At 72.0% G+C, this 22,395-nt stretch carries 20 protein-coding genes, 1 pseudogene and 1 riboswitch; of the genes and pseudogenes, 7 read left to right on the top strand and 14 right to left on the bottom strand.

Annotation, left to right across the window (positions count from 1 at the left end; all coding sequences use genetic code 11):
• Positions 1 to 134 precede the first annotated feature (134 nt).
• The gene (locus ACLQ3K_RS08025; protein WP_425998969.1) at positions 135 to 1,484 is read left to right on the top strand and encodes an MFS transporter; all 1,350 of its coding nucleotides are present in this window, start codon (positions 135 to 137) and stop codon (positions 1,482 to 1,484) included.
• A 4-nt stretch (positions 1,485 to 1,488) separates the two neighbouring features.
• Here ACLQ3K_RS08025 and ACLQ3K_RS08020 read toward each other — a convergent pair whose 3' ends face one another.
• The 5 genes from ACLQ3K_RS08020 to thiO form a co-directional block, all read right to left on the bottom strand.
• Entirely contained in the window at positions 1,489 to 2,844 is a 1,356-nt protein-coding gene (locus tag ACLQ3K_RS08020) for a TetR/AcrR family transcriptional regulator (protein WP_224645275.1), read from the bottom strand.
• 11 nt (positions 2,845 to 2,855) lie between these two features.
• Positions 2,856 to 4,271, bottom strand: coding sequence for an ABC1 kinase family protein (locus ACLQ3K_RS08015; RefSeq protein WP_425998405.1), 1,416 nt, complete (start codon positions 4,269 to 4,271; stop codon positions 2,856 to 2,858).
• Positions 4,258 to 5,061: a thiazole synthase gene (locus ACLQ3K_RS08010; RefSeq protein WP_425998403.1), complete on the bottom strand. Its 804-nt coding sequence runs from the start codon at positions 5,059 to 5,061 to the stop codon at positions 4,258 to 4,260. The genes ACLQ3K_RS08015 and ACLQ3K_RS08010 overlap by 14 nt, the downstream gene beginning before the upstream one ends.
• Entirely contained in the window at positions 5,054 to 5,251 is a 198-nt protein-coding gene (gene thiS, locus ACLQ3K_RS08005; RefSeq protein WP_425998401.1) for a sulfur carrier protein ThiS, read from the bottom strand. The genes ACLQ3K_RS08010 and thiS overlap by 8 nt, the downstream gene beginning before the upstream one ends.
• Positions 5,242 to 6,279 (bottom strand): glycine oxidase ThiO, encoded by a 1,038-nt coding sequence (thiO, locus tag ACLQ3K_RS08000; protein ID WP_425998399.1) that lies wholly within the window; start codon positions 6,277 to 6,279, stop codon positions 5,242 to 5,244. Before thiO ends, thiS begins: the two co-directional genes overlap by 10 nt.
• A riboswitch (TPP riboswitch) is annotated at positions 6,275 to 6,386 on the bottom strand. Its footprint overlaps the gene before it by 5 nt.
• 33 nt (positions 6,387 to 6,419) lie before the next feature.
• On the opposite strand from thiO, the gene thiE reads away from it, so the two are divergent.
• Positions 6,420 to 7,085: a thiamine phosphate synthase gene (gene thiE, locus ACLQ3K_RS07995; RefSeq protein ID WP_224645280.1), complete on the top strand. Its 666-nt coding sequence runs from the start codon at positions 6,420 to 6,422 to the stop codon at positions 7,083 to 7,085.
• Between the two features lie 9 nt (positions 7,086 to 7,094).
• Here thiE and ACLQ3K_RS07990 read toward each other — a convergent pair whose 3' ends face one another.
• Complete coding sequence (locus tag ACLQ3K_RS07990) at positions 7,095 to 7,469, bottom strand: winged helix-turn-helix transcriptional regulator (protein WP_425998397.1); 375 nt, start codon at positions 7,467 to 7,469, stop codon at positions 7,095 to 7,097.
• Between the two features lie 39 nt (positions 7,470 to 7,508).
• Here ACLQ3K_RS07990 and ACLQ3K_RS07985 point away from each other — a divergent pair, with 39 nt between their 5' ends.
• Positions 7,509 to 7,916 (top strand): YybH family protein, encoded by a 408-nt coding sequence (locus ACLQ3K_RS07985; RefSeq protein WP_425998395.1) that lies wholly within the window; start codon positions 7,509 to 7,511, stop codon positions 7,914 to 7,916.
• A 49-nt stretch (positions 7,917 to 7,965) separates the two neighbouring features.
• Here the strand turns inward: ACLQ3K_RS07985 and ACLQ3K_RS07980 are convergent, their stop codons facing one another.
• Together ACLQ3K_RS07980 and ACLQ3K_RS07975 are read right to left on the bottom strand one after the other, a co-directional pair.
• Entirely contained in the window at positions 7,966 to 8,091 is a 126-nt protein-coding gene (locus ACLQ3K_RS07980) for a hypothetical protein (protein WP_255602884.1), read from the bottom strand.
• A gap of 6 nt (positions 8,092 to 8,097) precedes the next feature.
• Positions 8,098 to 8,568, bottom strand: coding sequence for an NUDIX hydrolase (locus tag ACLQ3K_RS07975; RefSeq protein WP_224645283.1), 471 nt, complete (start codon positions 8,566 to 8,568; stop codon positions 8,098 to 8,100).
• A 153-nt stretch (positions 8,569 to 8,721) separates the two neighbouring features.
• Between ACLQ3K_RS07975 and ACLQ3K_RS07970 the strand changes: the two genes are divergently transcribed.
• Genes ACLQ3K_RS07970 through ACLQ3K_RS07960 form a run of 3 tightly spaced genes read left to right on the top strand, consistent with a single transcriptional unit; the run spans position 8,722 to position 13,373 of the window.
• On the top strand, positions 8,722 to 10,059 hold the full coding sequence (locus tag ACLQ3K_RS07970) for a hypothetical protein (RefSeq protein WP_224645284.1): 1,338 nt from the start codon (positions 8,722 to 8,724) through the stop codon (positions 10,057 to 10,059).
• Positions 10,056 to 11,036: a glutamate ABC transporter substrate-binding protein gene (locus ACLQ3K_RS07965; RefSeq protein WP_336670958.1), complete on the top strand. Its 981-nt coding sequence runs from the start codon at positions 10,056 to 10,058 to the stop codon at positions 11,034 to 11,036. Before ACLQ3K_RS07970 ends, ACLQ3K_RS07965 begins: the two co-directional genes overlap by 4 nt.
• Positions 11,037 to 11,042: 6 nt before the next feature.
• Positions 11,043 to 13,373, top strand: a complete 2,331-nt coding sequence (locus ACLQ3K_RS07960) for a serine/threonine-protein kinase (protein WP_336670957.1) — start codon at positions 11,043 to 11,045, stop codon at positions 13,371 to 13,373.
• A 104-nt stretch (positions 13,374 to 13,477) separates the two neighbouring features.
• On the opposite strand, the pseudogene ACLQ3K_RS07955 reads toward ACLQ3K_RS07960, so the two are convergent.
• From ACLQ3K_RS07955 to ACLQ3K_RS07945, 3 genes and pseudogenes are all read right to left on the bottom strand, one after another.
• A pseudogene (locus tag ACLQ3K_RS07955) lies at positions 13,478 to 14,340 on the bottom strand (ABC transporter ATP-binding protein).
• On the bottom strand, positions 14,337 to 15,428 hold the full coding sequence (locus ACLQ3K_RS07950) for a FecCD family ABC transporter permease (RefSeq protein WP_224645288.1): 1,092 nt from the start codon (positions 15,426 to 15,428) through the stop codon (positions 14,337 to 14,339). Before ACLQ3K_RS07950 ends, ACLQ3K_RS07955 begins: the two are co-directional and overlap by 4 nt.
• Entirely contained in the window at positions 15,425 to 16,525 is a 1,101-nt protein-coding gene (locus ACLQ3K_RS07945; RefSeq protein WP_425998391.1) for a FecCD family ABC transporter permease, read from the bottom strand. Before ACLQ3K_RS07945 ends, ACLQ3K_RS07950 begins: the two co-directional genes overlap by 4 nt.
• A 43-nt stretch (positions 16,526 to 16,568) precedes the next feature.
• On the opposite strand from ACLQ3K_RS07945, the gene ACLQ3K_RS07940 reads away from it, so the two are divergent.
• Positions 16,569 to 17,495 carry an ABC transporter substrate-binding protein gene (locus ACLQ3K_RS07940; protein WP_425998389.1) on the top strand — a complete coding sequence of 309 codons (927 nt, stop codon included), beginning with the start codon at positions 16,569 to 16,571 and terminating at the stop codon, positions 17,493 to 17,495.
• A 74-nt stretch (positions 17,496 to 17,569) separates the two neighbouring features.
• Here ACLQ3K_RS07940 and ACLQ3K_RS07935 read toward each other — a convergent pair whose 3' ends face one another.
• Genes ACLQ3K_RS07935 through pta form a run of 3 tightly spaced genes read right to left on the bottom strand, consistent with a single transcriptional unit; the run spans position 17,570 to position 22,394 of the window.
• Positions 17,570 to 19,129: an adenylate/guanylate cyclase domain-containing protein gene (locus ACLQ3K_RS07935; RefSeq protein ID WP_425998387.1), complete on the bottom strand. Its 1,560-nt coding sequence runs from the start codon at positions 19,127 to 19,129 to the stop codon at positions 17,570 to 17,572.
• Entirely contained in the window at positions 19,129 to 20,286 is a 1,158-nt protein-coding gene (locus ACLQ3K_RS07930; protein WP_425998385.1) for an acetate kinase, read from the bottom strand. Before ACLQ3K_RS07930 ends, ACLQ3K_RS07935 begins: the two co-directional genes overlap by 1 nt.
• Complete coding sequence (gene pta / locus ACLQ3K_RS07925; RefSeq protein WP_224645293.1) at positions 20,283 to 22,394, bottom strand: phosphate acetyltransferase; 2,112 nt, start codon at positions 22,392 to 22,394, stop codon at positions 20,283 to 20,285. The genes ACLQ3K_RS07930 and pta overlap by 4 nt, the downstream gene beginning before the upstream one ends.
• Position 22,395 lies beyond the last annotated feature (1 nt).

Genomic DNA, 22,395 nt, shown 5'->3' with positions numbered 1-22,395 from the left:
CGTCTACCCCCTTTCGGGGGTATCGGGGGTGTGACCGCGGTCACTACCGTTCGTGGGGTTCACCGACCCGAGGAGCGCACGTGACTGCACCCGAACTCCCCGCCGTCCCGAAAGCCCGGCTCCGCCGGGTGGCGATGGCCAGCTCGATCGGAACCACGATCGAGTTCTACGACTTCTTCATCTACGGCACCGCCGCCGCCCTGGTGTTCCCCACCATCTTCTTCTCGAACATGAGCCCCGGCGTCGCGACGCTGGCCTCGTTCGCCACCTTCGCGGTCGCCTTCTTCGCCCGGCCCGTCGGCGCGATCCTGTTCGGGCACTTCGGCGATCGGATCGGCCGCAAGCGCACCCTGGTGTGGACGCTGCTCATCATGGGCGCCGCGACGGTGATGATCGGCCTGCTGCCCGGTAGCGAGACCGGCGTCTTCGGGCTGTTCCCGAACGGCATCGGCACGCTCGCGCCGGTGCTGCTCGTGGTGATGCGCTTCTTCCAGGGCTTCGCCGTGGGCGGCGAGTGGGCCGGCGCCACGCTGCTCACCGCCGAGTACGCCCCGAAGGGCAAGCGCGGCCTGTACGCGATGTTCCCGCAGCTGGGCCCGTCGTTCGCGTTCTTCCTCTCCAGCGGCACGTTCCTGCTGTTCACGCTGACCGCCGGTGACACCAAGAACGCCGAGAGCGCCTTCATGACGATCGGCTGGCGCGTCCCGTTCCTGCTGTCCGCACTGCTCGTGCTGGTCGGCCTGTGGGTGCGCCTGACCGTGGAGGAGACCCCCGTCTTCACCGAGGTCCGCAAGCGCGCGATGAGCGAGATCAACCGCACCAAGCTGCCCTTCCTGGACGCGATCCGCTTCCAGTGGAAGGAGATCCTCGTCGCCGCCGGTGCGCTGGCGTCGCTGTTCTCGCTGTTCTACATGGGCACCGCGTTCCTCACGAACTACGCCACCAAGAACCTCGGCTTCCCGCGCACCACGGTGCTCGCGATGGGCATGGCCGGCGCGGTCTTCTTCGGCCTCGCGATCGCCGCGTCGGCGATCTACTCCGACAAGATCGGCCGTCGCAAGGTCATCATGACCTCCTGCGGGCTGGCCGTGGTGTGGTCGCTCGTCCTGTTCCCGATCCTCGACACCAAGAGCCTTCCGATGTACGCCGTCGGGCTGATCGGCACGCTGATCATCTTCGGCATCGCCTACGGCCCGGCCGGTGCCGCACTGCCCGAGATGTTCCACGAACGCTACCGCTACACCGGCGCCGGCCTGGGCTACAACCTCGCGGGCATCTTCGGCGGCGCCATCCCGCCGCTGATCGCCGCGAAGTGGGTGGCGGACGGCAACCAGCTGTGGGTCGGCTTCATGCTGGCCGGGCTCTCCGCGGTGAGCGTGCTCTGCTGCTACCTGATGGCGGAGACCAAGGACCACGACATCGTCGAGTCCACGCCTGCCGACCGCGACGACGCGCGCCCCGGCGAGGACCTCGCCAGCGTCTGACCGATCAGAGCGTACGGGCCCCGCCGAGAAGCAGATTCGTGACCACACGAGCGCTCTCGGCGGGGCTCGTCACGTCGACGTCGCTCACCATCGCCGCCGCGGTGCCGAGCATGTAGCCCAGCCACACCTCCGCGATGTCGCCGATGCCGAGACTCTCGTGCAGCAGGCCCACTGCCAGCGCTCCGCCGAGGATCTCCTCGAATCTCGACGCGGCCTCCCGGTACAGGACCAGGTAGGTGTCGAAGGCCTCGACGTCGACGCCGGGTACTTCCAGCGCGAGGAAGCGGAACTCGTCCAGTCGCTCCGCGATGTCCTGGAGCACATCCCGATTCAGGTCGAACACCGCGGCCTGCAGCGCCTCCACGGTGGCCGCGGGCGGATCGGCCACGACGCGATCGAGCCGACCGAGGACGGCCTGCCGGTTCCGCTCCACGAGCACCGTCAGCATGTGCCGCTTGCTGTCGAAGTAGTTGTAGAAGGTGCCGTGGCTGACCCCGGCGCGCTCGGTGATCTCGCGGACCCCGACCGCGGCGTAGCCCTTCTCCACGAACTCGGCGATCGCGGCGTCGAGCAGCTCGGCGGACCGTCCGGCCACCGGCACCGGCGCGGCGGCGTCGGGCTCCGCGGGCGCCTCTTCGCCCGACGGTGCCAGGGGTGGCAGTGCCGCCCGCGCCTCGCCGGACAGGATCCCGCTCGCCGACATCCGGACCGCGGCGCGCACGTAGTCCCGCCGCCGCTCGGGATCGTCGCCGGCGGTCAGCGCCATCACCAGGCCGGGCACACCGAGGGCCGGGAGCAGGCGCCCCAGGTGGACGGTCTCGGTCTCCGGGTGCTCGGTGCGGGTCACGATCCACCCGAGCTCGCGGGCGTGGCCGAGCGCGCGCCCCATCATCGAGTCGAAGGTCTGGTAGAGGCCCTGGATCCGGAAGCGGAGCTCCTCGTCGACGGTGCCGGACTGCACCATGACCACCTTGAGGATGTCGGGCCGCGAATCGACCAATCCGAAGAGCCGGCCGGCGACGCCCTCGACCATCTCCTCGGCGGCGGCGAGGTCGCCGCTCGCGGTCACGTCGACGACGCGGTCCGGGGCGATGGCGGTCATCAGCTCGTCGACGCAGCGATCGAAGACGAGGTCGAGGAGCTCGCGCTTGCCCTCGACGTAGCGGTACAGCGTGCCCTGCCCCATGCCGGCGCGCTTGGCGATGTCGGCGACCGAGGCGTGCTCGTAGCCCTGCTCGGCGAAGACGGTGAAGGCGGCGTCCGTCAGCTCCTCGCGGCGCCGCTCGGCGAGGCCGACGGACGGCGGACGGCCGCGGCGCGGCCTGGGGGCCTCCGCGACGCCCGACTCCGTTACCGACATGGTTGAAGATTCTATCGCGGTTCGGCCTCCCGGCGAGTCCGCCACTCTGCGATCTCAACGCCCATCGGCGTCGCGGGCTCCCCCAGTTCCAGGACCTCGCAGGCGATCGCCCGCCACGGCGCGCTCGCCCGGAGCTCGCCGAGCAGCGCCACCGTCGACATGTCGGTGCGCCGGCCGAGGGCGTGCTCCGCCTGCAGCATCTGGCCCTCGAACTTGTCGTAGAAGCCGCCGGCGGGAAGCGTCGCGGCGATCACGGCGTCGCGCGCGGTCTTCGGCGTGATGGTCACCGTGCCCTCGCGCAGGTGCCAGCCGACGACGTGGTCGATGTACTCGGCGAGGTCGTCGGCGTCCATGAGGTCCGGGCGGCCGATGAAACCCGCCTGCACGGCGAGGTCGTGCACCCGCTCGGTGTCGCCGCGCAGCAGCGAGGTGAACAGGTCCCGCTCGAAGGCGTGCTCCTCGTCGGTCAGGTGCACCGTCATCCCGAAGTCGACGAATCCGGCGCGACCGTCGGGCAGCACCAGCACGTTGCCGGGATGCGGGTCTGCGCAGAACCGTCCGGTGCGGTACATCTCGCCGCAGTAGAAGCGGTACACGGCCTCGCCGATCCGGTCCCGCGCCGGCCCGTCCAGCGCGGAGGCGGCGGCGAAGGGCTCGCCCTCGAGGAACTCCGTGACCAGGACCCGGCCGGTGCACAGCTCGTCGACGGGCGGCGGGACGACGATGCCGGGGTGCCCGGCGAAGAGGTCGGCGAAGTAGCGGTGGTGGCGCAGCTCGGCGACGAAGTCCAGCTCCGCGAGCACCTGGCGGGCGATCTCCTCGGACAGCGCCGCGGCGTTCGTCGCGGGGATGTACTTGCCCAACACCTTGAGCAGCAGTCGCATGTTCTTCAGGTCCGCCCGGACCATCGCGTCGATCCGCGGGTACTGGATCTTCACCGCCACGGCGCGACCGTCGTCGAGAACGCCGCGGTAGACCTGCCCGATCGACGCCGACGCGATCGGCCCGTCGAGCCGGACGATGCGCCCCCGCCGCTCCCCCAGCTCCCGGTCGAGCACCGTCATCATGGCGGAGTCGGTCCACCGGGGCGCCGACCGGAACAGCGGCTGCAGGCGCTCCGCGAAGGCCTCCCGCGCCGAGCTCCCGGTGATCCCGATGTCGATCACGGCCATCAGTTGGCCCAGCTTCATGGCCGCGCCGCGCATGCCGCCGAGCACCGTCACCAGGTCGTCGGCGAGGGCGAGGAGCGTCGCGTCGCGGGCGTCCCGGGCCGCCCGATCGTCGCGGAACCGTCCGGTGGCCAGGGTGCCCGCCGTCCGGGCGGCGTGGCGCACCGCGACACCGCCGATCTGCGCGCTGCGGCGGATCCGGCCCGACGGTGCCTCCGACGCCCCGTCCGGCAGCCCGCCCCGCTCAGGCCCCGCCACGGGAGCCCGTCGCCGCGGCCATCCGGCCGTCCATCGGGGAGGAGGGCACGGCCCAGCGGCGCTGTGGGATCCGGCCGGCACCGCGGGCGAGCCGGCCGGCCTCCACCGCGAGCCGCATGGCGGTCGCCATGGCCGCCGGATCCGCGGCGCGGGTGACCGCGGACGCGAGAAGCACGGCGTCGCAGCCGAGTTCCATCGCGCGCGCGGCGTCGCTCGCGGTGCCGATCCCGGCGTCCAGGATCACCGGAACGGAGCTCTGCGCCACGATCATCTCGATGTTGTGCGGGTTGAGGATCCCGAGGCCGGTGCCGATCGGCGAGCCGGCGGGCATGACCGCGGCGCACCCGACGTCGGCGAGGCGGCGGGCGAGGATCGGGTCGTCGTTGGTGTAGGGCAGCACCGTGAAGCCGTCGGCGACCAGTTCCTCGGCGGCCTCCACGAGGGCGACCGCGTCGGGCAGCAGGGTCCGCTCGTCGCCGATCACCTCGAGCTTGATCCAATCCGTGTGCAGCGCCTCGCGGGCGAGGCGCGCCGTGAGGACCGCCTCGGCGGCGCCGAGGCAGCCCGCGGTGTTCGGCAGCGGCATGACGCCCAGCTCGCGGATTGTCTCGAGGACGCCGCCGCCCTCGGCCAGGCTGGTGCGCCGCAGCGAGACGGTGGTCAGCTCGGTGCCGGACGCCACGAGGGCGGCCCGCAGATGCTCGAGGTTGGCGCTGCCGCCGGTGCCCGTGATGAGACGCGAGCCGAACTCCCGGCCGGCGATGACCAGCGGATCGGAGTGCTCAGCCACCCTGGACCGCCGTCAGCACCTCGATGTCGGCGTAGGCCGGCAGCGCCTCGTCCCACCGCGAGCGCGGGTAGACGGCGCCGTTCACTGCGATCGCGACGCCCTTGTCCGGCAGCCCGAGCTGCTCGAGCAGCGTCTGCGCGGACGTCCCGTCGAGCACCTGCCGGTCGTCACCGTTCACCGTCAGTTCCATGCCTGCACCTCCTGCTTCAGAACCATATCCGCCGCTCGCGCCCCGGTCACCGGGGCGAGCAGCAATCCGTTGCGGCCGTGCCCCGTCGCCGCGAAGACGCGGCCGCCGAGCGGCGCGATCACGGGGACGTTGCCCGCCGTCGTCGGCCGCAGTCCGGCCGCGACCTCCACGAACTCGTACTCGCGGAGGAAGGGCAGCACGGCGAAGGCGTCGTCCAGCAGCTCCACCACGGGACCGATCCGCACGCCGAGGTCGTGGTCGTTCTCGTACTGCGTCGCGCCGACAACCACGCCGTCGGCGCGGGGCACCACGTACACCTGCCGGCCGCGGACCCGGGCGCGCACCGTCACCGTCGGGGGCGGCAGGCAGGTGGGGCCGCGCCGCAGCCGCACCACCTCGCCCTTCACCGGCCGCACGCCCAGCCCCGGCGCGAGCGCGGCGGAATCCGCACCCGCGCAGACGATCACGGCGTCACCCGGGAGGCCGTCGAGCGCCGCGGCACCGTCGACCTCCTCGGCGCGGAAGGCCACGCCCTCCGCCGCGCACGCCGCGCGGAGTGCCCGGTGCAGTAGGCGGTTGTCGACCGAGATCTCGTCGGGCGCGGTCGCGGCGGCCCGGATCCGCGGCGCCGCACCGGGAACGGCGCGGGCGGCGGCCGACGGACGCAGCGGCGCGAACACCGCGGGATCGCCGACGGCATCGGCGACGGTCTGCAGGTCCGCGGCGTCGCCCTCGTCGACGGCGAGATGCACGGTGCCGCGGGAGGTGACGAGCGGACCGTCGGCGTAGGGCTGCAGGTCGCGCGCGAATCCCTCCCACAGGCCCAGGGATTCGACCCCGAGCCGGTACAGCTCCTCCTCGCCGGGCCATGCCTCCGAGTACGGGGCGATCATGCCGCCCGCCACCCACGAGGCGCCCGAGCCGGGCCGGGGATCGACGACGGTGACGGTGCTCCCGCGCCGCGCCAGCGTCCAGGCGACGGTGAGGCCGACGGCGCCTCCGCCCACGACGGTCACAGTCTTCTTCACACCTATGAATCCTTCCTTCGCCGGCATTACCCGGATCAGGTCTGACGGTCAGGGGCGCGACGTGCCCCACTCTCAGCCCCGCGGCGGGAGCTCCCGTGTGTACGTGATCCAGCCTACTCCGCCGGGCCTACGCTGGGGCCATGATCTCCCCCCGCGAGCGGCTCGCCTCCGCCTCCCTGTACCTGTGCACCGACGCCCGCCGCGAGCGCGGCGACCTGGCCGAGTTCGTCGCCGCTGCACTGCGCGGCGGCGTCGACATCGTGCAGCTGCGCGACAAGGGCTCGGCGGGCGAGCGGGAGTTCGGGGCGATCGAGGCCGCGCAGGAGATCGAGATCGTCGCGCAGCTGCGGGAGATCGCGCACGCGCACGGCGCGTTGGTCGCGGTGAACGACCGCGCCGACGTCGCGTTCGCGGCCCGGGCCGACGTGCTGCACCTCGGCCAGGACGACCTGCCGGTGCCAGTCGCCCGGGAGATCGTCGGGCCGGACGTCGTGATCGGGCGGTCCACGCACGACGGTGCCCAGGCCCTCGCGGCCGCCGCCGAGGAGGGCGTCGACTACTTCTGCACCGGTCCCTGCTGGCCCACGCCCACCAAGCCGGGTCGCTACGCGCCGGGGCTGCCGCTGGTCCGCGAGACCGCGGCGGCCGCACCCACGCGGAAGTGGTTCGCGATCGGCGGCATCGACCTGGCCCGCGTTCCCGAGGTGACCGCCGCCGGCGCGGATGCCATCGTCGTCGTCCGCGCCATCACCGCCGCCGAGGATCCCGAGTCCGCCGCCCGCGCCCTCAAGGCCGCCCTCGGATAGCCGCACGGTTCACCGACCGCGGTGCAGCTCCTGGAGTCGGGTTCCCGTCCGGTAGAGCTCGATCAGTAGGGGCCGCAGAGTGCGTCCCGCCTCGGTGAGCGAGTACGTCACGCGATTCGGGTAGCCGCGATGGGCGATCCGATCGACGATGCCGAGGTCGACCAGTGCGGCCAGGCGCTCGGCGAGCACCTTGTCGGAGAGGTCGGGAAGCGCCGCTTTCAGGCCGCCGAAGGTGAGCTCGCCGCGGCTCAGTTCCCGCAGGAGGAGCGTCGTCCACTTCCCCGCGATCGCTGCCAGCGCGGTCTCCACCGGGCAGTCGTCCGAGGGCGCGCTGTGGTTTCCCGCACCGTCCGGGACGAGATCGTCGACCACTGCCGCACTCACCGTTTGGTGAGCCACGGAAACGGCTGCCAGCGTGTGCTCATGGACCACACAGCCCACGCTATCGAGCTGACCACCGAGCCGCATCTGCATCCGGACGTCTTCGCCGCGGCCTTCAACTCCGGCGATCCGGCGGCTTTGGAGCGGGTGTACGAGCCGAGTGCGGTCTTCATCCCGCGCGAAGGCGCCGCGGTCACCGGCGACGAACGACGGTCCGCGAACACCGCTCTGCAGTCGCTCGGCGTCCCGATCCGCATTGCGGTGCAGCAGGTGCACGTGTTCGACGACGCACTCGCGCTGCTGATCGTCGACTGGGAGATCGTCGGGCGAACCGCCGCAGGAGACGACGTCGACGTCAGCGGAACTGCCACCGATGTGGCTCGACGCGGGCGGGACGGGCGGTGGAGGTACGTCATCGACAACCCGTTCGGTGTGGCCGAACGTTCGTGACGTCGCCTACCGCCTGCCATCGACGGCGCTTGCACGAGCCGTGTGGGCATCAGTGCCGGCGGGGCGAACGCGGCCGCTCGCCGCGGCGACGCGAGCGCGGTGGGACGAGGAAGATCAGCACGACCGCGGTGACGACGAGGACCAGCAGCAGCGCCCACAGCGCTACCCCGTACACGGACGGTCAGTCCTCGGCGAGGGCGCGGACCTGGACCTGCAGGTCCGGCCAGGCGGCGGCGAAGGCGGGGTGCAGCTTGCGGTCGGTCACCGAACCCAGCGAGACCCACTCCAGCGCCGTGGACTCCTCGTTGGGCACGAGGTCCCGCGGCTCGACGAGACGGGCGAGCACCGTCGTATAGGTCCAGCCGACCTGCGAGCGGGCGGTGACCACCTCGGAGAGCACCTCGAGCGACGTGGGCGGGAGGCCCGTCTCCTCGAAGGCCTCGCGGAGCGCGGCGTCGGCGGCGGACTCGTGCGAGTCGCGCGCTCCGCCGGGCAGCGCCCAGGTTCCGCCCTGGTGGCTCCACCACGCGCGGTGCTGCAGTAACACCCGGCTCTCGTCCGGCGACAGAGCCAACAGACCCGCGGCGCCGAACCGGCCCCAGAACCGGGAGCCGTCCGGGTCGCGGACCCAGCCGTTCCCGTCACCCAACACGACACCCACCGTAGCGGACGAAGGGGCCACTCGGGGCGCGCACAATGCGCGTCATCCCGTCTTCGGGAGGGGGTCTCGCGATAGGGTCGAAGGCACGAAGTTCGCAGTGGCCCGACCCCGGCCGAAGGGTGGCTCTCAGGGAAGGAGCAGACGGTGACAGCCCAGGCGTCGAAGAATCGGCAGCTGTCGTCCCTGCGCCTCCGATCCTTCCCGGAATCCTCGGTATTCGCGGAACTGCGGGAGTTCTTCACCTCGAGCCCGGGCAAGCTCGTCTCCATGGCGCTCGTGCTCATCACGATGTGCTTGTTCGCCGGCTGGTTCACCTCCGCGGCGCAGCTGTCCCGGACCGAGGTGCTGCAGCAGAACCTCGCCGACTACGAGCCCCGCGCGCACGCGGCGCAGGTGCTCTACAGCTCGCTGTCGGCGGCCAACGAGTCCGCCAACGCCGCCTTCGTCGCGGGCGGCCTCCCGTCCGACGAGATCCAGGGCAGCTACAGCGTCGCCCTCGCCACGGCGGGGAAGGCGCTCATCACCTCCGCGACGAGCCTGCCCGCCGACGACGGCCGCGCCCACGACAACCTCGACACCATCGCGATGAACCTGCCCGTGTACACCGGGTTGGTCGAGACGGCGCGCACGAACAACCGGCTCGACAACTCGGTGGCGGCCGCCTATCTGGCGACCGCGTCCACCCTGATGCAGGACACCCTGCTGCCCGCGGCGGAGAGCTTCTACCGCGAGGAGACCGAGAACCTGCGCCGCACGCACGATCAGTTCGCCTCGCCGCCATGGGCGATCTACGGGGTGCTCGGCATCGCGCTGGCGTCGGTGCTGCTCACCCACCAGTATCTCGCGCGGCGCACGCAGCGCCGGGTCAACCGGGGCCTGGTCGTCGCGGCCGCGGCGCTGACGATCGCGATGACCTGGGTGGTGGTCGCGGGCTTCACCTCGTCGACCTACTCCCTGCGCGCCGAGCAGCGCGGGACCGCCGCGGTCGACGCGCTCTCGCAGGCCCGCACCCTGACGCAGAAGGCCCGATCCATGGAGACGATGGGGCTGGTGCAGCGCGGCGCCGGCCGCGGCGTGCCCGCGTCGGCGTTCGCCGAGACGCTGCAGAGCGCGGAGAAGGACCTCGAGTCCGTCGGCGACTCCGACCCGCAGATCGCCGCCGCGGTCGAGGCGGCGCGGGCCGACGCGCAGCGCTGGGTCACCGCGCACCAGCAGATCGCCGCGCGCGAGGCGACGGGCGACTACCTGGGTGCGACGCGGCTGGCCATCGGCACCGACCCCGGTTCCGCGGCCGTCGCCTACCGCTCCCTCGACGGGCACCTCACGGCGGCGATCGACCGGGCCCGCACCCTGTACCGCGACAACGTCAACACCGCCCGCTTCGCGATCGCCTTCTCCGGCCCGGGCGCGTTCATCCTCTGCGTGCTCGCGGCCGCCGGGGTCGCCGCGGGCTTCTACCCCCGGGTCAGGGAGTACCGATGATGCGCCGCACACTGCAGGGGATCGCCCTCGCGCTGACCGTCGCGCTGGCGTCGACGGGCTGCGTCGTCGCCGCCCCCGAGGCCCCCGGCGACGCGGTGACCGGCGTCGTCCAGCCGGTGCCCGGCTCCGGCTCCCTCGTCCCGACCGACGCGCCTATCCCGTCCGAGGTGTCGATGTGCACCGCCACGCCGTCCCCGTCGGGCCTGCCCGCGCCGGGGCAGATGGTGCCGGGCACGACGATGGCCGACATCCAGGACCGCGGCCGCCTCGTGGTGGGCATCGACATCGGCTCGAACCTGCTCTCCTTCCGCGACCCCATCACGGGCGAGATCAAGGGCTTCGACGCCGACGTCGCGCACCAGATCGCCGCCGCGATCTTCGGCGACCCCGACCGCATCCACTTCCGGATCCTCTCCACCGCCGAGCGGCAGAAGGCGCTCGAGGAGGGCACCGTCGACGTGGTGGTCAAGACGATGTCGGCCACCTGCGAGCGGGCGAAGTCGGTGGCCTTCTCCGCCACCTACTTCATCGCGCAGCAGCGCATCCTCGCGCCGCGGGGCGCGCCGATCAACACCGTCGGCGACCTCTCCGGCCGGCGGGTGTGCGAGGTGCGGGGCACCACCTCGCTCGACCGGGTGCGCCGGCTGGTGCCGAGCGCCTCCGTCGTCGCGGTGGACTCCTGGTCGGACTGCCTCGTGATGCTGCAGCAGTCGCAGGTGGACGCGATCTCCACCGACGACGCGATCCTCGCCGGGCTCGAGGACCAGGACCCGAACCTCACCATCACCGGGCCGTCGATGGGGCTCGAGTACTACGCGGTCGGCGTCGGGAAGAACCGGACCGACCTCGTGCGTTTCATCAATGGGGTGCTGCTGCGGATGGCCTTCGACGGGACGTGGATGCGCCTGTACAACCAGTGGTTCGCGCCGTCGCTCGGCCAGGTCTGGTCGGCGCCGGCGGCGAGGTACGAGGGGTGATGCACGATGACTGACGACGTCGAGGAACACACGCAGGCCCAGGCCGTCTCCTTCGACGACGACGAGGAGCCCGAGCAGGGCACCGTCGGCGCGCCGATGGTGGACCTGTTCGACGACACCGAGCCGCCGCCCGTCGGCACCCAGGTGACGACGGTGCCGCCGCCCGCCCCCGCCGTGGCGACCGAGGCCACGCCGCGGTTCGGCAACGGTCCCGTGCGGACCGCGAGCACCACCCGTGTCGCGGCGCGGCGGCGCGTGGGCGGCGGCCTCGTCGAGATCCCTCGGATCACCGAGGTCGACCCGTCGGAGGCGATCCGCACCAACCCGATCATCGCGGAGGGCAAGCGGTACTGCTGGAACTGTCGCAAGCCCGTCGGCCGCGCGCACGACGGCGAGCCCGGCCAGCTCATCGGCTCGTGCCCGCACTGCGGCGCCCGGTTCTCCTTCGAGCCGGCGCTGAAGCCCGGCGACATCGTCGCCGACCAGTACGAGATCAAGGGCGCGATCGCGCACGGCGGCATGGGCTGGATCTACCTGGCCACCGACCTCAACGTGGTGGACCGGCCCGTGGTGCTCAAGGGCCTGCTCAACTCGGGCGACGCCCAGGCGCAGGCCGTCGCCGTCTCGGAGCGACGGTTCCTCGCCGAGATGACGCACCCGTCCATCGTCAAGATCTACAACTTCGTCGAGCACCCCGATCCGGACGGCACCCAGATCGGCTACATCGTCATGGAGTACGTCCCGGGGAAGACGGTCAAGGACATCCTCGCCGAGGCCGCGGACGACGCCGACGCGGGCGCCAAGGTGGAGGTCGAGCAGGCGATCGCCTACATCCTCGAGGTGCTGCCCGCCCTCGGCTACCTGCACAGCCTGGGCCTGGCCTACAACGACCTCAAGCCCGACAACATCATGATCAGCGAGGAGGACGTCAAGCTCATCGACCTGGGCGCCGTCGCCCCGCTCGGCGGCTACGGATACATCTACGGCACACCGGGTTTCCAGGCGCCGGAGATCGCGAAGACGGGGCCGTCGGTGGCCTCGGACGTCTACACGGTGGGCCGCACCCTCGCGGTCCTGGTCGCCAAGGTGCCGATGGAGGGGGGCCGGTACGTCGACGGTCTGCCCTCTCCCACCGAGGACGACACGCTCGCGAAGTACAACTCGCTGTACCGGCTGCTGGTGAAGGCCACGGCGGAGGACCCGGACGAACGCTTCTCCTCGGCGGCGGAGCTCACCGATCAGTTGCTCGGCGTGCTCCGGGAGTGCCTGTCCACCAAGTCCGGTGAGCCGCGTCCCGGCCTCTCAGTGGTCTTCACGCCGCAGCGCTCCACCTTCGGCGTCGAGCTGATGCTGCGGGCGGTCGATCCCGACCCGGAGGTCCACGACGACCGACTGCGGGCACCGGAAGTCCTGGCGGCGCTACCGATCCCGATCGCCAACCCGGCCGACCCCGCGGCCGGCGTACTCGCGTTGACCATGCGCAGCGACCCCACGCAGATCCTCGACTCGCTCGCCGAGCTGCGGGAGGCGATGGCGGGCACCGTCGAGATCGATCTCGCGGAGGCCCGCGCGCACCTGGAGCTGGGCGAGGTGGACGCGGCGACGACGCTGCTCGACTCGCTCGCCTCCCGCGAGCCGCACCGCTGGCAGGTGACCTGGTACCGCGCAGAGACGGCTCTCATGCAGGGCGACTACGCGGCCGCCTACGACTACTTCGAGACGGTGACCGACCAGGCGCCCGGCGAGGCGGCCCCCAAGCTGGCCGCCGCCGTGGCCGCCGAATTCTGCTACGTCTCCGGCGAATCCGACCCCGAAGGCTGGCTGGACCGGGCGCGATGCCGGTACGAGAACGTGTGGCGCACCGACCGCGGCATCATCTCTGCGGCCTTCGGCGCCGCTCGGATGAGGCGTGCGGCGGGCGACATCGTGGGCACCGTCGAGATCCTCGACCAGGTGCCGTCGACCAGTCGGCACTATCACAACGCGCTGTGCTCGTCGGTGGTCGCGCTGGTGCACGGCCGCGACCTGGCCGACGTCACGGAGGCGCAGCTGCACGAGGCGGCGCGGCGCGTGCGCACCCTGCCCAAGTCCGAGTTCCGCCGGCTGCAGCTGCGCGCCCTGGTCCTCGGCGTGGCCCTCGGCTGGGTACAACACCGCAACCAGCACGGCCGGCTGGACGGCACCCGCACCCTGCTCGACCACGCGCTCACGGAGCGCGGCCTGCGCAAGGCGACGGAGAAGTCGCTGCGCGACATCGCGGCGCTCGCCGAACGCAAGCGGCAGCGGCACGCCCTCGTCGACCTGGCGAACGCGATCCGCCCGCGCACCTTGTTCTGAGGCGCGCCCGCTCGCTGCGCTCGCGCGCTCCCTAGCGGGGCGGCCACCTCCCCATGTCCATGGACGTGGGGAATGCACGGCGCGCGAGGGCGATTCACGTCCCGCTAGGGAACGCGCCCCGACGGTGCCGGGCGCCCCGCTACGCCTCGCCGGTGCGGCGGGTGCCGATCGGCACGATGCAGGGCCGGCCGGGAGCGACGGGATCGTCGATCACCTTGGAGTGGAGTCCGAAGGTCTCGCGGAGCATCTCCTCGCTGATGACGTCCGCCGGCGCGCCCTGGGCGACCACGGCACCGTCCTTCATGGCGATGATGTTGTCGCTGTACCGGATGGCGAGGTTCAGGTCGTGCAGCACCATGACGACGGTCCGCCCCTGGCTGCTGAGCTCGTCGACGAGGTCCAGCACGTCGAGGGCGTGCGAGAGGTCGAGGTAGGTGGTGGGCTCGTCGAGGAGCAGCAGGTCGGTGCCCTGCGCGAGGGTCATGGAGATCCACACCCGCTGCCGCTGGCCGCCGGAGAGGGAGTCGACGGCGCGATCCGCGAGGTCGCGGACGCCGGTCTGCTCGAGCGCGGCGTCGACCACCTCTGCGTCGTCGGAGCTCCACTGCCGCAGCCAGGACTGGTGCGGGTGCCGGCCGCGGGCGACGAGGTCGCCGACGGTGAGCCCCTCGGGCGCGAGGGGGCTCTGCGGCAGCAGGCCCATGGTGGTGGCGATCTGCTTCGACTTGAGCTTGGCGATGTCGTTCCCGTCGAGCACCACGTGCCCGGACGAGGGCTTGATCAGCCGGGCCAGGGTGCGCAGCAGCGTCGACTTGCCGCAGCCGTTGGGGCCGATGATCGTGGTGACCACGCCGGACGGGATGTCGAGGTCCAGGTCATCGAGGACCGTCACCTGCCCGTAGCCGGAGGTGACCTTGCGGGCGCCGAGGCGCGACGGTGCCGTCGTCGCGGTTTCTGTGGTGGTCACTTGGCCCCCTTGAGGTTCTGGCGGACGAGGAGATAGACGAGGAACGGGCCGCCCACGGCGGCGGTGATGATGCCCACGGGCAGCGCGACGGAGAACATCGTGCGGGCGGCGAGGTCGGCGCACGACAGCAGCGCCGCGCCCATGAGCGCCGACGGGATCAGCGGCGGCGTGGGCAGTCGGGTCAGGCGCATCGCCAACTGCGGCGAGACGAAAGCGATGAAGCCGATCGGGCCGGCTGCGGCGACGCCCGCGGAGGCGAGCAGCACGGACGCGATGAGCAGCACTGCGCGGTTGCGGCCCAGGCGGACGCCGAGGCCGAGCGCCACGTCGTCGCCGAGCTGGACGGCGCGCAGCGGGAAGGCTGCGGCGAGCGCCAGCAGAGCGGCGGGCAGGCCGAGGCCGAGCGCGGTCCACACGTCCGACCAGTCGCGGCTCTCGAGCGAGCCGACGAGCCAGGTCTGCGCGCGCGCCACGTCGCGGATGTCGGCGCGCACCAGCATCCAGTCGACGAGCGCGCGCATGAGGAAGGTGATCGCGATGCCGACGAGGATGAGCCGCATACCGTCGACGCCGCCCCGGACGGCGAGGAGGTAGACCAACCCGCCGGTCAGCAGGCCGCCGGTGACCGCGACGACGGGGAGCCCGAAGTCGGTGTTGAGGGTGGCGGCGAGGGTGCCGGTGGAGGTGACCAGGAAGACCGCGGCCACGCCGGCGCCGGCGGTCACGCCGAGGATGTCGGGGCTGGCCAGCGGGTTCCGCGCGATCGACTGGACGATGGCGCCGGACATGCCGAGGGCCGCGCCGACGAGGAGCCCGACGAGCGCCCGCGGCATGCGCAGCTCCATGACGATGAAGTGCGTCGTCGAATCGCCGGTGCCGGTCAGTGCCTGCAGGACCTCGCCGAAGGTCATCGGAAAGGCACCGAGGCGGATACTCGCGCAGAAGGCGACGAACGCCACCAGGGCGAGGGCCAGGGTGACTGCGACGGGCCAGGGCCGCCACACGAAGGAGACGACGTTCCCGAACCGCAGGCCGGGCCGGATCGGCGGCTTCTTCTGCTCGTCGACCGTGTCGAGGGTGGTGCTCATACCTTGACCGCCTTCCGCCACCAGACGAGAGCCACGAAGAAGGGCGCACCGAAGAGCGCCACGACGATGCCGACCTCGAGCTCGCCCGGCCGGGCGACCACGCGGCCCACGATGTCGGCCGCCAGCAGCAGCCAGGCGCCCATCAGCGCCGAGTAGGGCAGCAGCCAGCGGTAGTCGGGGCCGGTGAAGTAGCGCACGATGTGCGGCACCATCAGCCCGAGGAAGGAGATGCTGCCGCAGGCGGCGGTCGCGCCGCCGACGAGCAGGGTCACGGCGGCGATGCCGACGGTGCGCGCCAGGCCGATGTTCAGGCCCAGGCCCTTCGCGACGTCGTCGCCCATGTTCAGCAGGTTGACCGCAGGGCCGTTGGCCAGGGCGAGGAGCAGCCCGACGGCGATGAACGGCACGACCACGAGGATGACGTCGTAGCCGCGGCCGACCACGGCGCCGGCGTTCCAGAACCGGAGGGTATCGAGCGAGGCGTTGTCGCTGAGCGCGATCGCCGAGGTCATCGAGCTGAGGAACATCGCGACGCCCATGCCGGCCAGCACCAGGGTCAGCGGCGAGCCGACGCCGCGCCCCAGGCTGGAGAGCCCGAAGACGAGGATCGCGGTGAGCGCGGTGCCGAGGAAGGCGAACCACACGTACTGGATCGGCTGGGTGAGGCCACCGAGGAACGTCGCGCAGACGACGGCGAAGGCGGCGCCCTGCGTGAGACCGAGGAAGCCGGGATCGGCGACCGGGTTGCGGGTGTGCCCCTGGATCAGCGCGCCCGCGAGCGCCAGCGCCGCGCCGGCGATGAGCGCCAGCAGGGTGCGGGGCACGCGCAGCGTCTGGATGATGATCGCCGCCTGGTTCAGCTCGGGGTCCGCGGGGTTCGGCCCCGTGGTGTAGCGGTGCCACAGGCCGTCCCACACGAGCGACGGCGCGAGGCTCCGGGAACCGATCGCCAGCGAGGCGATCACCGTCACCACCAGCAGCACGAGCAGCAGGATCAGCCCGAACAGACGGCGCTTGCGCCGGGCGGCGCCGGAGGTCGCCTCCGGTCGCGCGGGCGTGCCCCCGGCGGGGGCCTCCTCAGTCGCAGATAGGGTCACAACCGTAATGATAGGCTGCCCTTCATTCCAAGGAAGGGGCGGTATGCGTCTGGTCTCGGCAATGCTCGCGGTCCTGCTCTCGCTCGCCCTCGCGGCGTGCGGGTCGGGGGTCGACCCGAGCTCGACGAGCGAGGCGCCGGCCGCGCCCCAGCGGGTCGCCTCGCTGGGCCTGGGCGACGTGGACACGCTCCTCGCGCTCGGCGTGGTGCCCGTGATCGTCGCGCCGTGGGCGCAGGACGCCAAGGAACCGGTCGGTGAGTGGGCGAAGCCGCTGCTGCAGGGCAAGAACCCGCAGATGCTGCTGGGCACCGGCACGCAGATGGACACCAAGGCCATCGAGACGCTCGCCGCCTCGAAGCCCGACGTGATCGTCGCCGTGAACTCCGGTTTCGACGACGCCACGTTCTCCCGGCTCGAGGCGATCGCGCCCGTGATCCGGCGGCCCGCGCAGTTCGCCGCGTGGGGCGTGCCCTGGGAGGACCAGGTCCGCGCCATCGCCGGCGGCGTCGGTCGCGCCGCGCAGGGCGACGCGCTGGTCACCAAGACGCAGGAGACGATGCGCCGCACGCAGGAGCAGCACCCGCAGTATCAGGGGAAGACGGCGGCCACCGTCCTGCCCAAGTCCGACGGGGGCTTCTACGCGTACGCCACCACCGACGGCCGCGGCCAGGTGCTCACCATGCTCGGCTTCGCACTGCCCGAGACCGTCTCCTCGCTGGTCCCGGCCGGGAAGTTCTTCGCCGAGATCTCCGCGGAGCGGGTGAGCGTCCTCGACCTCGACGCGCTCGTCTACCTGGACTACGGCACCAAGGTCGAGGAGGACACCGCCTTCCGCGCCCTCGCCGTCAGCCGCGAGAACCGGGTCACCACCATCGACCGCACCATCGGCAACGCGATGTCGATGCCGAACCCGGTGACCATCGAGTGGGTGCTGCAGCAGCTGCCGCCGCGGCTCCCCTCCTTCGCCTGACCACCACCGCCGGGCGGCTCCCCGCCTTCGCCTGACCGCCACCGTCGGGCGGGTCAGCGACCCGACGAGCCGCGTCAGCGCTTCGCGACGTACATCCGGGTCTCCTGGGTACGCCCCCGCAGCACGTCGATGGGCCCGGGCCGCCACCGCGCGCACTCCCCCGGGTCGGCGGTCTCGACCGCCGGGGCCGAGGCCCACGGCACCGTCGGGTCCGCCTTGGCGTAGGTCGACAGCCGGGCGGCCTCGTTGACCGGGTCGCCGATCACGGTGTACTCGAACCGATCCGCCGCGCCGACGTAGCCGGCGACGACGACGCCGAAGGTCACGCCGCAGCCGGCGCGGACCTCCGGCACCTCCAGGGCGAGGCGCCGCATCATCGCCCGCGACGCCGAGAGCGCGGCGCCGGCGGGGTCGGTCAGCGGGGCGGGCGCGCCGAAGATCGCGAGCACCGCGTCGCCCTCGAACTTGTTGACCAGTCCGCCGCGGCTGTTCACCTCCGCGACGACTACGCCGCAGAACCGGTTGAGGATCTGGACGACCTGGGCCGCGGGGCGCTCGGCGGCCAGCGCCGTGGAGCCGACGAGGTCGATGAAGATCACCGCGACGGTCTGCTCGACGCCGCCCAGCTCGGGTTCGCTCTCGATGGTGGCGCGGGCGACCTGCTCGCCGACCTGCCGGGCGTAGAGGTCGCGCACCCGCTCCCGCTCGCGGAGCCCCGCGGCCATGGCGTTGAAGCCCGATTGCAGATCGCCCAGCGAGGTGCCGTCGTAGACCACGACCTCGGTGTCGTACCGGCCCTCGGACACCCGGCGCATGCCGGTGGTCACGCTCTTCACGGGCGCGGATGTGCGCGACGACGAGAGCAGGTTGAAGGTCATGCCGGAGAAGAAGCCGCCGGCGGCGAGGGCGCACATGCTCACCGCGATGCCGCGTACGGTGGCGGCCGGCTCGAAGAGCGCGAACAGCGCCACGGTGATGACGCCGAGGAAGGGCAGCCCGGAACCCAGCAGCCACAGCCGCAGCGACCGGCCCTGCAGACTCTGGTGCCGCGGCTCGGGCCGGGTGACCTGGAGCGCGATCGCCGTTACCGGACGCATGCTGAACTCCGTCAGGACCCGCACCACGCCCGAGGTCATCAGACCGGCGCCGAGCACCACCAGGGAGACCTTCGGCACCAGGTCCGGGTCGACGCGGCCGTAAAGCCAGCCGAACAGGATCGCGGCGCACAGCCACGCCACCATCTCGAACCAGTAGAGCCGGCGCGGCAGGGCCAGGGCGTCGGCGGCCTCCTGCTGCGTCGGCGGGTCGTCGCCGCCGGTCCATCGCAGCGAGCGGTAGACCAGCCAGAAGGTGTACAGGTGGCCCACGACGAGGCCCGCCGCGATGTACGACGGCACCGCCACGGTGTTGACGGTGTGCAGCTCGGGCCGCTGCACGGAGGGCTCGGGGATGCCCACCACGATCAGCATGGCCGCGAACCCGCCGCCGAGGAGCGTCGCGACGGAGGTACTGGCGGCGATCAGCGCGACGGTGCGGGTCCTGCGCCGACGGGCGCCGTCGGTGCGGGTGCCGAGGAGCGGCGAGCCGTAGTCGGCCCCGTCGCCCTCGATCCCCACCGCGCGCCCGAGGGGCATCAGAGTGCCGCTGCTTCGCGGGCGATCGCGAGTTCCTCGTTGGTCGGGATCACGAGCACGGCCACGGGTGCCTCGTCCGGCGAGATCCGGGTGGGCTCGGTGATGCGGCCGGCGTTGCGCGCGGGATCGACGACGATGCCGAACCGCTCCAGCCCCGCGAGGGCGTCGGCGCGGACCTGCGCGGCGTTCTCGCCGACCCCGGCGGTGAAGGTGATGGCGTCGGCCCCGCCGAGGTCGACGAGGTAGGCGCCGATGTACCGGCGGAGGCGGTGGATGTACACGTCGTAGGCGAGTTTCGCGTGCTCGTCGCCCTGCTCGATGAGGGTGCCCAGCGCGCGGAAGTCGTTCTCCCCGGCGAGGCCCTTGAGCCCCGAGCGGCGGTTGAGCAGGTCGTCGATCTCGTCGATGCTCATGCCGATGTTGCGCCCGAGGTGCAGCACCAGGCCCGGGTCGACGTCGCCGCTGCGGGTGCCCATGACGAGGCCCTCGAGCGGGGTCAGGCCCATCGACGTGTCGACGGCGCGGCCGCCGCGGACGGCCGAGGCGGAGGCGCCGTTGCCCAGGTGCAGCACGATCTGGTCCACCTCGGCGTTCGGGCGGCCCAGGAACGCCGCGGCCTGCTGCGAGACGTACTCGTGCGAGGTGCCGTGGAATCCGTAGCGGCGCAACGCGTGCTCGGCCGCGAGCTCGCGGTCGATCGCGTAGGTGGCCGCCGCGGGCGGGAGGTCGTAGAAGAAGGCGGTGTCGAAGACCGCCACCTGCTTCACGCCGGGCAGTAACTCGCGCGCCACCTCGATGCCCTGCGCGTTCGCCGGGTTGTGCAGGGGCGCCAGCGAACTGAGCCTGCGGATCTCGGCGAGCACGTGGTCGTCGATGAGCGTGGGCGAGTGGAAGGACCGGCCGCCGTGCACCACCCGGTGGCCGACGGCGGCGATGCCCGCCGGGGTACCGGCACCGTCGGCGAGGTCGAGGCCGCGCGCGGTGAACTCCTCGAAGACCCGGCGCAGCGCGGCCTTGTGGTCGGGCACCTCGCTCTCGCCGATCCGCTCGACGATGCCGCCGTGCACCACCTCGCCCGTGTCCGGGTGCAGCAGTTGGTACTTCAGCGACGACGAGCCGGAGTTGAGGACCAGGACCGTCCCCGCGACGGCGCTCATCGGGCGCTCCGGTCCGCGGCGAAGGCCTGGGCCTGGATCGCGGTGATGGCGACGGTGTTGACGATGTCCTCGACCAGCGCGCCGCGCGAGAGGTCGTTGATCGGGGCGTTGAGGCCCTGCAGCACGGGGCCGATCGCGATGGCGCCGGCGGAACGCTGCACGGCTTTGTAGGTGTTGTTGCCCGTGTTGAGGTCGGGGAAGACGAGCACCGTCGCCCTGCCCGCGACGGCGGAGTCGGGCATCTTCGACGCCGCGACGCCGGGGTCGACGGCCGCGTCGTACTGGATCGGGCCCTCCACCAACAGTTCCGGGGCGCGCTCGCGGACGAAGGCGGTGGCGGCGCGCACCTTGTCGACGTCGGCGCCGGTGCCGGACTCGCCTGTCGAGTAGGACAGCATCGCGATCCGCGGGTCGATCCCGAACTGGGCGGCGGTCTGCGCCGACGAGATCGCGATGTCGGCCAGCTGCGTCTCGGTCGGATCGGGCACCACGGCGCAGTCGCCGTAGGCGAGAACCTTGTCCGCCAGGCACATCAGGAAGATCGACGACACCGTCGAGACGCCCGGCTTGGTCTTGATGATCTCGAAGGACGGCCGGATGGTGTGCGCGGTCGTGTGCGCGGCGCCGGAGACCATGCCGTCGGCCATGCCGAGGTGCACCATCATCGTGCCGAAGTAGCTGACGTCCACCACTGTCTCGGCGGCGCGCTCGAGCGTCATGCCCTTGTGCTTGCGCAGCTCGTAGTAGGCCTGCGCGAACTTGTCGACGAGGTCGGTCGCGCGTTTGGGGTCGATCACGTCGGTGTTCCCGAGATCGACGCCCAGCTCGGCGGCACGGGCCCGCACCCGGGACTCCTGGCCGAGGATGGTCAGGTCGGCCACCTCGCGCTGCAGCAGCCGGCCGGCGGCGCGCAGGATGCGGTCGTCGCCGCCCTCGGGCAGCACGATCCGCTTGCGGTCGGCGCGGGCCCGGGCGATGAGGCTGTACTCGAACATCTGCGGGGTCACGACGCCCGGGTTGGAGACCTGCAGCGCCTCCAGCAGCGCGTCCGAGACCACGTACTTCTCGGTGAGCGCGATCGCGAGGTCCACCTTGCGCTCGGAGCCGGGGCCGACGCGGCCGCGGGTCGTCGCCGCGAGCCGGGCGGTCTCGTACGTGCCGTGCTCGACGGAGATGATCGGCACGTTGGGCTTGAGGCCGTCGACCAGAGCCGCGGTCATCGGGTGCGGCATGTACCCGCCGTTGAGGATGATCCCGGCCAGCGACGGGAAGCCGTTGGCCCGGTGCGCGGTCACCATGGCGAGCAGCACCTCCGACCGGTCGCCCGCGGCGACCACGGCGACGCCCTCGGTGATCCGCTCCAGGCTGTGCTCGGCGGTCATGCCCGCGACCAGCACGGACATCGCCTCGCGGGAGAGCAGCTCGGGGTCGCCCCAGAGCAGCCGGCCGCCCATGGCCTCCATCAGCTCGCCCATGGTGGGCGCGGTGAGCACGGGCTCCTCGGGCAGCACCCAGACGGGCAGGCCGGTGTCGGCCTTGAGCGCCTCGCACACCGCTTCGAGCTGCTCCGGCGCGCACCGGTTCGCGATGATCGACGCGGTGTGCGCGTGATTGGCCTTGATCTCGGCCATCGACTGCTCGGCGACGGCGACCACCTGCTCCGGCGTGCGGTCGAGCGCCTTGACCGCGAGCAGGATCGACGAGCCCAGGTTGGCGGCGATCCGCGCGTTGAAGGAGAGCTCCGTCGGCGTGGTCACGTCCGTGTAGTCGGAGCCGAGGACCAGCACGAAGTCGCACTTGTCGGCGACGGCGTGGAACCGGCTCACGATCTCGGCGATCGCGGCGTCCGGGTCCTCGTGCACCTGCTCGTAGCTGACGCCGACGCACTCCTCGTAGTCCAGCTCGGCCGTGGCCTGCTCGATGAGCAGCTCCAGGATGTAGTCGCGCTGCTCGCCCGTCGAGCGGGGGATCGGCCGGAACACGCCGATCGTCCACCCGGTGGACGTGAGGAGGTTCATCGCGCCCAGCGCGATGGTGGACTTGCCGGTGTCCCCCTCGGGGGAGGCGATGTAGATGCTGGTCGTCTTCGGTGCTCGATCCGCGGCCATG

It is taken from the genome of Tsukamurella sp. DT100, assembly GCF_049844855.1.
Taxonomy (GTDB): domain Bacteria; phylum Actinomycetota; class Actinomycetes; order Mycobacteriales; family Mycobacteriaceae; genus Tsukamurella.
This window is presented reverse-complemented; position numbering and strand designations above follow the sequence as displayed.